Annotated in this window: 9 protein-coding genes; 7 read left to right on the top strand and 2 right to left on the bottom strand. The window is 58.2% G+C overall.

Annotated elements, in window-relative coordinates; genetic code table 11:
• From RMO15_RS14280 to RMO15_RS14310, 7 genes are all read left to right on the top strand, one after another.
• Positions 1–249, top strand: a 249-nt coding sequence (locus RMO15_RS14280; protein ID WP_309713893.1) for a hypothetical protein, incomplete at its 5' end; no start/stop codon positions are given.
• A 136-nt stretch (positions 250–385) separates the two neighbouring features.
• Complete coding sequence (locus tag RMO15_RS14285) at positions 386–916, top strand: hypothetical protein (protein WP_309713895.1); 531 nt, start codon at positions 386–388, stop codon at positions 914–916.
• A gap of 24 nt (positions 917–940) precedes the next feature.
• On the top strand, positions 941–1,660 hold the full coding sequence (locus RMO15_RS14290; RefSeq protein WP_309713898.1) for a hypothetical protein: 720 nt from the start codon (positions 941–943) through the stop codon (positions 1,658–1,660).
• Between the two features lie 209 nt (positions 1,661–1,869).
• Complete coding sequence (locus RMO15_RS14295; RefSeq protein ID WP_309713902.1) at positions 1,870–2,166, top strand: hypothetical protein; 297 nt, start codon at positions 1,870–1,872, stop codon at positions 2,164–2,166.
• Positions 2,167–2,181: 15 nt separating this feature from the next.
• Positions 2,182–2,733 carry a tail fiber protein gene (locus RMO15_RS14300; RefSeq protein ID WP_309713905.1) on the top strand — a complete coding sequence of 184 codons (552 nt, stop codon included), beginning with the start codon at positions 2,182–2,184 and terminating at the stop codon, positions 2,731–2,733.
• 12 nt (positions 2,734–2,745) lie between these two features.
• The gene (locus tag RMO15_RS14305) at positions 2,746–3,141 is read left to right on the top strand and encodes a hypothetical protein (protein WP_309713908.1); all 396 of its coding nucleotides are present in this window, start codon (positions 2,746–2,748) and stop codon (positions 3,139–3,141) included.
• Positions 3,138–3,644, top strand: coding sequence for a GNAT family N-acetyltransferase (locus RMO15_RS14310; RefSeq protein WP_309713911.1), 507 nt, complete (start codon positions 3,138–3,140; stop codon positions 3,642–3,644). The genes RMO15_RS14305 and RMO15_RS14310 overlap by 4 nt, the downstream gene beginning before the upstream one ends.
• Here the strand turns inward: RMO15_RS14310 and RMO15_RS14315 are convergent, their stop codons facing one another.
• The gene (locus RMO15_RS14315) at positions 3,645–6,218 is read right to left on the bottom strand and encodes a hypothetical protein (protein ID WP_309713914.1); all 2,574 of its coding nucleotides are present in this window, start codon (positions 6,216–6,218) and stop codon (positions 3,645–3,647) included.
• A 14-nt stretch (positions 6,219–6,232) separates the two neighbouring features.
• Positions 6,233–6,463 (bottom strand): hypothetical protein, encoded by a 231-nt coding sequence (locus RMO15_RS14320; protein WP_309713916.1) that lies wholly within the window; start codon positions 6,461–6,463, stop codon positions 6,233–6,235.
• Between the last annotated feature and the right edge of the window lie 191 nt (positions 6,464–6,654).

Below are 6,654 nucleotides of genomic sequence, written 5' to 3' on the forward strand. Positions count from 1 at the left end.
TACTCACTTAAAGCGGACAAAGGGCAAAAACTCGAACTCAAGGTGGACAAATCGGACTTCTCGCCCGTCGTGATGATTGACTTCCCCGACAAGAGCAGTGATGGAGGCCCCGTGGGCGTGGAGACCGAAGTCCCCAAGTCCGGCGTCTGCATGATCACCGTTCGCCTCAAAGGCGGCGACACGGGCGGCAAGAATAGTGACTTCAGTCTCGGAAAAGGCAAGTTCACGCTCGTCGTGAAGAAGCTTTAAGAAAAAAAAAAGAAATTAGGAAATCGTTATGAACAAAAGAACTCGAATGACATGTTACATGTTGCTGACTCTGGGCATTACCTGCCTTTCAACAGGCAGAAACGTACAGACTGCCTATGCACGGGTAGCCTCCACTGTGCAAGAGACGAAGGACTCACCCCTGGACAGAGCTTCGGATGCGCTTGATCCCGAACCCTCTATTAAATCTGTGAAGCTTACCGCCAAGCAACAAAAATCGTTAGCGGCAATCATGGCGAAGCGTGGTGGGGAGATCGAAGCTGGCATGGAAAAGATAGGGAAGCGTATCGAAAAAGATGTGGAGGGCTTAACTGCAAAAATCCTCAAAAAAAATGATACCGAATTGCAAGCGATTAAGAAACTACCAGCAGATCAGCAAGACGCTAAAATCGAAGCGCTGGTAAAAAAATCAATGGGTGAGATGCTTCCACCCGTTATACTTCCCTACAAAAAAGACGTTAGCACGCTGTTTCGTACCACGATGACGAACATTTTTGCCGATGTTGCGCCTCTGATGACACCCGGTCAAAAACCTTTACTGGCTGCTGCTAGGACAAAATATTTTGCCACTTTTGATAAGAAATTAGAGTCTTTTACGACATTGTTTTGTGATGACATAATTAAAGAATCGACGGGAAGTGCCTCGTAATCTCCCAGGAAAGGAGACATATACATGAAAATATTTCAAACGCCCCCCGCCACCATCGCGCCGCTCGTGCGTGAAGCGTTTCTCAACCTCTCGCTTGGTCTTGCTTACAATGAGAAAGTCTTTACCGAAGGGATGCCTGGCGTGAAGTTTGTGCTCGATGATGCTCCCCTGCCTGTGCAGGGGGCGCTTCTTGGCCCCGGTCAAAAACTGGTGGTGACGCGCAAGGTACTCACCGACAAAGGGCTATTTCTCTACTACAGCACCAATAACGGTGTCCCGATGGCGCAGGCTGACAAGTCGAAGTCGGGTGGAGGAACTGCTGAATTGACGATCAATGCAAAAGATAAAATCTATGCGTCAGGAATGGGGGGCAATACGGAGGAAAAGGGCGACACGTTTACCATGACGATTACCAACAAGAGCAAGAAGCCCTGTTTTGTTGTTATCGCTGCCCTGATCCTGCGAAAGCCCGCTGGTGCTAATGTTCCTCTAATTGCTGCTCTGAAAAACCTCAGCGCGGAGCTGCCCAAGGCTCTCACTGCACAAAAAACGGGAAACGTCCCGCTGAACACCATGAGCTTCTATGGCCAGGCGCTCGCTCCCCGCGCCTCGTTTACTGCTGGAAAACCCGGACAGGTGCTGGTAGGTGCAGGGAGTAACGGCCCCGTGACCGTGGCTGCGGGGCAGGCCACTAACGCGGGAGCACAACCATCCTTATGCGTCCTCGGGGCACTGAATCCGTAAAGAAACAAACCTAGAGTAAAAAAAGAATGACCAAAGAGCCTTTTTCACGAATCGAAACAGTTCAGACACCCAAATGATTTCTGCAAAAGGCTTGTTCTTAATTTCTTGAGTTTGCACAGAGCTATGTGCTATGTTATGAAAGGAAAGAGCATGGAAAAGATAAAATTCTTACGCGCCGCAACAACGGCTTCTCTTAGGCGATACTGCACATGAGTGCCGCACTCGACTTACGAACTGTCACGGCGGAGAGCTTTGCCCCTTTTGTGGGGACAGAGCTTGTCACGGAGACGGTGACATTGACCCTGACGGAGGCCAGCCCGCTGCGCCAGAAGCCCCATGTTCCTGAGGCGCGTCAGCCCTTCCGTCTTACGTTTACCGGCCCTGCGCCGCTCCTACCGCAGGGGATCTATACCCTAGCCCACCCCGAGCTGGAGCCTCTCGACATCTTCCTCGTCCCCATTGCGGGCAACGAGGACGGCTTCACCTACGAAGCCATCTTTAACTAACACAAAGGAACTTTAATGGCAGACCCTTTTCTCGGCGAAATAAAAATGTTCGGCTTTAACTACGCTCCCAAAAACTGGGCCCACTGCAATGGCCAGGCTTTGCTTATCTCCCAGAGTACCGCTCTCTACTCGCTCCTGAGCACGAACTATGGGGGCGATGGTAAAACCACCTTCAAGCTCCCCGATCTGCGTGGCCGCGTTCCCGTCCATGCGAGCTCCGAATCCGTAGCGGGGCGAACTTCGTACAAGCGGGGTGAGACAGCAGGCGCTGAGACGGTCGCTCTTACCGTCGAGACGATGCCGAGTCACAACCACGGCGGCACTCTCTTCACCACCAAGGCGACTGGGACTTCCAAAGAGATTAGCAGGAGTGTCCCGGCACAGCTCCGTATCAACAAAACCCTTGGCAACCTCTACAGAATTTACGCTCCAGGGATTCGTAACGCTGTGGTCAACCCGAATGCACTGTCACCGGCAGGGTTTAGCTTGCCACATGAAAACCGAATGCCCTTCCTGGCTATACACTACATCATTGCCACTGAGGGAATTTACCCATCACCTGCCTAAGAGAAAGTAACCATGAATCTATCTACGAACCCACTGCCCGTTCCTCGGCGCACATTTCTGGCGAGCACGGGCCTCACGCTGCTTGTCGCAATGATCGGGGCTCCCGCAAAAGCCGCCCCGAGCCGCTACTTGGGCTCCACCACGGTGACGATCTCCGGTGAGGGAGACGCGTTTCGGCGCGTGGTGGCCCACTTTGCCCTCCCCGATGGCAGCAGTACCCCGTTCTATGCCTGGGATCGCGATGCCTCCTCCATCTCCTTCACTATGCCGCTGAGCACCCAGGGCCTGCGCCTGAGTGTGGAGGGAAGCAAGGCTCAGGAGCTGACTCTGGAGCCAGGGGCAGCTCTAGGGACGCACGTGCTGAAACACGACGGCTCCGAGCTTCGGATCACTGTTGCCGCCGCATGAGCCTTCCTGCTTCTGCGGCTTCTCTGCCGGACGGCCTCACCCGCCGTCCGGCCACCGACTCGGATCGTGAGCTTCTCTACCAGCTCTACGCCAGCACCCGCGCCGACGAAATGGCAGTGGTGCCTTGGAGCGAGCTGGAAAAAAGTGTGTTTCTTCGCCAGCAGTTCCAGTCCCAGCACACCTACTACCACCAGACCTGGCCCCATGCTACCTACGATATTGTCGAGCTCCACGGTGAGCCCATCGGCAGGATCTATGTGGATGTACGGCCCGACGAGCTAGGGCTCATGGAGATCACGCTCCTGCCCGAGCACCGTGGGAAGGGCCTGGGCACTGCCCTGATCCAGCAAGTGCTCGCCCAGGCCGCGTCCCAGGGCCTCGGCGTCGGGCTTTTTGTCGAGCCCCAGAACCCCGCGCAGCGGCTCTACGCCCGCCTGGGTTTTGGGTTCGTGGAGGATCACACGATGTACCACTACCTCAGGCGGCCCGCCCCACGGGTGTAGCTACTTTTTTGCTCCATTCAGAAAGGCACTCTCCAAAAGCTTCAACCCTTCGCCGAGGGGGAACTTACTGATGTCTAAGACGATCCCCTCATAGAGCTGTTGCTTGCGGAGCCGCTCGAAGCTCTCGTTCAGCCAGAGCCGAAGCTGCCCTGTCTCGTCTAAAAACACCCGAGGGGAGTCGTCGCCTAAGCGCCAGGGAGTTTCTTCGAGGGGAAGATTGAGGAGCGCCGGGCGAGCCTCCGCCGTGACTGTGCTCTCTCCCTCGGAGCTCTCTGCTTCTCGGATCATCCCCGGTCGCCAGCGCTCCCAGCCCCAAAGGCTCTGCGCCGAGAGCCCCCGGAGCAGGTTCGCTGCTTTGAGTGCGTCGTTGAGGCGCGTCAGAAAGGCATCCCGCCGGGCGATCTTGCGCTGTAGCCAGCGAGTTTCCTGCTCCGCTGTCGGAGAGTCTTGGCTGCTGATGAAATCTGCCGCATCAAGGCTCTCTTTCTGCAAGAACGCCAGACGCTCACGCCACTGGCCGCCCCCTTCCCAGCTTCCCAGACTCTCGGTATAGCCAGGAGGAGCCAGCTCCGTGAGGGTAAAGCCGCTCACGCCGGGGAGGGCGCTGAGCCGCTGGCACCAGGCGATAAAGGCTTTAAGGTCGAGGCTCTCGGGCTCGCCAAAGTCGCGAAAGCTCGTGCGTGCCAGCTTGCCCACCGGAGCGGCACTCCAGGCACTCGCGGTTCGGCCCAGCACATCCACATCACGCTTTGTCGCCGGGGTCAGCGCCTCAAAGGGGCAGAGCGTCGCCAGCACCTTAACGCCACTGAGCTTGGCCTGTGCGGCGAGTGCGGTAAAGAGCTTTTCGGGCTCCTCACCTGGCGGGAGGCTCACCCGTAGCTCGGAGACCCCGCAGCGCTTGGCGAGGCTCAGAAGCGTCTCCCGCTCGTCTGGGGTGGCAGGCAGTGGGACGAACCAGGCGCGTGTTGCCAGAGAGGCCCAGCTCGCCGGGGCGGGCGGCTCCGGAAAGGGGGTGTCGGGATGCAGGAGGTTCTGCCGAAACTCGACCAGCTCGCTGTGCGCTCCTAGGGCAGGAAAGTGGACCGAGAGCTGAAGCATGGTCTCCGCACTCAGGCGATCGGGCGCTTTGGGAAGGGGCTCCCCCGCCTCGCGTGCTGCTGTCAGGCGCTCCTGATAGCTTTTCTGCGCCTGCTCTCGCAGAAAAGCTGGCTGGCCGCTGAGAGCGAGGCTCGCCGGATCGGGGCGGGTCTCGAAGTCTCCCGTAAGCGGGGGGACAAACTTGCTACCCAGCGCCCAGAGTGCCTCGGGGAGCGGGCTCTGTCGGTCACGGCTCACTTTGTCTGTTGCTCGCGACGCAATCAGCTCGCGGCGTGCCCAGAGTGCCGCCGCGCTTTCGTTCTGTAGGAGCTCATCAAGGAGCTTGTCCTGGCTCTGTAGGGCGAGCTGCTCGGCCTCCTGTAGCTCTCGCCCCGTGGTGAGCTGCTGGGTGAGCAAGTAGGTGCTGTCGAGCTTGCGGACGGCCCCCTGCACGCCCCGGCAGAGCGCCGCAAGAACTGTCCCTGCCCGAACCGGCCCTCTGCCGCGCACCACGACACTCCGCTTGGCAATGCGTGCATCGCACAGAAGACTCAGACGCGTGGCACGGGCAAGACGCGTCACGAGCTGCCCCACGGTCTGGGCACCCTCTAGTGAGATCGGGGCATCGAGCAGTGGGCTGGCGGGGTCGAGCTGCGTGGGACGCGGACGTGAAGGGGCAACGGCTGTACTGGAGAACATTTCATCGGGGACATACTTCTCCGAGGAAAGAAGCGCGTTTCGCTCCCACTCGGGCTTTGCTCTCTTGGGCTCGGCTTGATCGCTCAGCGGAAAGGACTCATTGGGGCTTCCTTGAGGAAAAGCGGTCAGTGAGAGTGAGCGGGTGAGCCTGAGGCGAGGGTTGGCAAGTGCGGCAGGCGGCAGGCGCAGAGGGCTGTCTTCACCGTTCGTGGGAGGGAGACCCGGCTCACTGTCAAAGCGGAGGGTGAGGGTCGGGGGGAGCAGGAGCTTGAAGAGCTTCTTCTGCGCGGCGTCGGTGAGCTGGTTTTCTCCCAGCCCCTGTGCGCTCCCCAGTGCGCGCCATTGGTTATCGGTAAGGCTTGCCAGAAGAACCAGAAGCGTGTTATGTGGCGAGGCAAAGCCCTCCTGCTGCGTCTTGGTGAAGGACGCGACATTGGAGACCATCATGCGCTCATGCTCCACCACTGTCAGCCCCGTCAGGCGAACAAGGCGCAGGCCGTAGCGCGGCAAGATCAGCGCCGGGTTGAGTGGCCCCGGCGGTAGCGGGGGAAGCGGGGTGTGGGTGGGCGTCGGCGCGCTCTCTTCTTCCTCCTCCTCCCCCAGATCGCCCTGGGTGAAGCCAAAGAGATCCGGGGGCAGGGAGTCGGGCTTTAGCGGCGGCGTCTGGCACTCGGGAGCAACGATCAGAAGAGGGCCACGGGCGGCGACATTCCAGTAGAGCCGCCCCAGCACCTCCGAGAGAGTTCCCTCGGCGGGTTGGGCGGCGGAGCAGATAAAAGCAGGGATGAGTGGGATCATAAGGTGAACTTTTGCTACGGCGCAAGTACTATCCCGGTCAAGGGAGTCGCCGAGGTATCGAGAGCAAGACGGAAACCCGGCCTGCCCTCGGCAAAGACTTTCTCATTATAGGCAAGGCCAGCCGAGAGGTTATTGAACGCCTCGGCGGCTCGAAGAGCCATTGAGGGAGCGGGAGTTTGGGCAAAAGCAGGTGTCGTAGCTAAGAGAAAGCTCGTCACGAGTAGGATAAGAATTATGTTTTTCATATCGTTTAGAGTGTATCGAGCTACTTTGTGCAAACTCTGTGCAAGTCTATGCAAACTCTGTGCAGATTAGATTACGACTGTGGCACGGGCAACAGAGACCATGAGGGTTTGTGGCAGGTGTTTCGGTCTGCGTCTTCTCTTTTTGCACTGAGCACTTGAACGAAGTACCAAAGTATCCTTCCTTTTCGGCG

Source organism: Armatimonas sp. (assembly GCF_031410135.1).
Classification (GTDB): domain Bacteria; phylum Armatimonadota; class Armatimonadia; order Armatimonadales; family Armatimonadaceae; genus Armatimonas.

Bases quoted from the DNA above. Each gene is read 5' to 3' on its own strand.
- RMO15_RS14305 (WP_309713908.1), top strand. From the start codon at position 2,746: ATGAATCTATCTACGAACCCACTGCCCGTTCCTCGGCGCACATTTCTG.
- RMO15_RS14310 (WP_309713911.1), top strand. From the start codon at position 3,138: ATGAGCCTTCCTGCTTCTGCGGCTTCTCTGCCGGACGGCCTCACCCGC.
- RMO15_RS14315 (WP_309713914.1), bottom strand. From the start codon at position 6,218: ATGATCCCACTCATCCCTGCTTTTATCTGCTCCGCCGCCCAACCCGCC.
- RMO15_RS14295 (WP_309713902.1), top strand. From the start codon at position 1,870: ATGAGTGCCGCACTCGACTTACGAACTGTCACGGCGGAGAGCTTTGCC.
- RMO15_RS14290 (WP_309713898.1), top strand. From the start codon at position 941: ATGAAAATATTTCAAACGCCCCCCGCCACCATCGCGCCGCTCGTGCGT.
- RMO15_RS14320 (WP_309713916.1), bottom strand. From the start codon at position 6,463: ATGAAAAACATAATTCTTATCCTACTCGTGACGAGCTTTCTCTTAGCT.
- RMO15_RS14300 (WP_309713905.1), top strand. From the start codon at position 2,182: ATGGCAGACCCTTTTCTCGGCGAAATAAAAATGTTCGGCTTTAACTAC.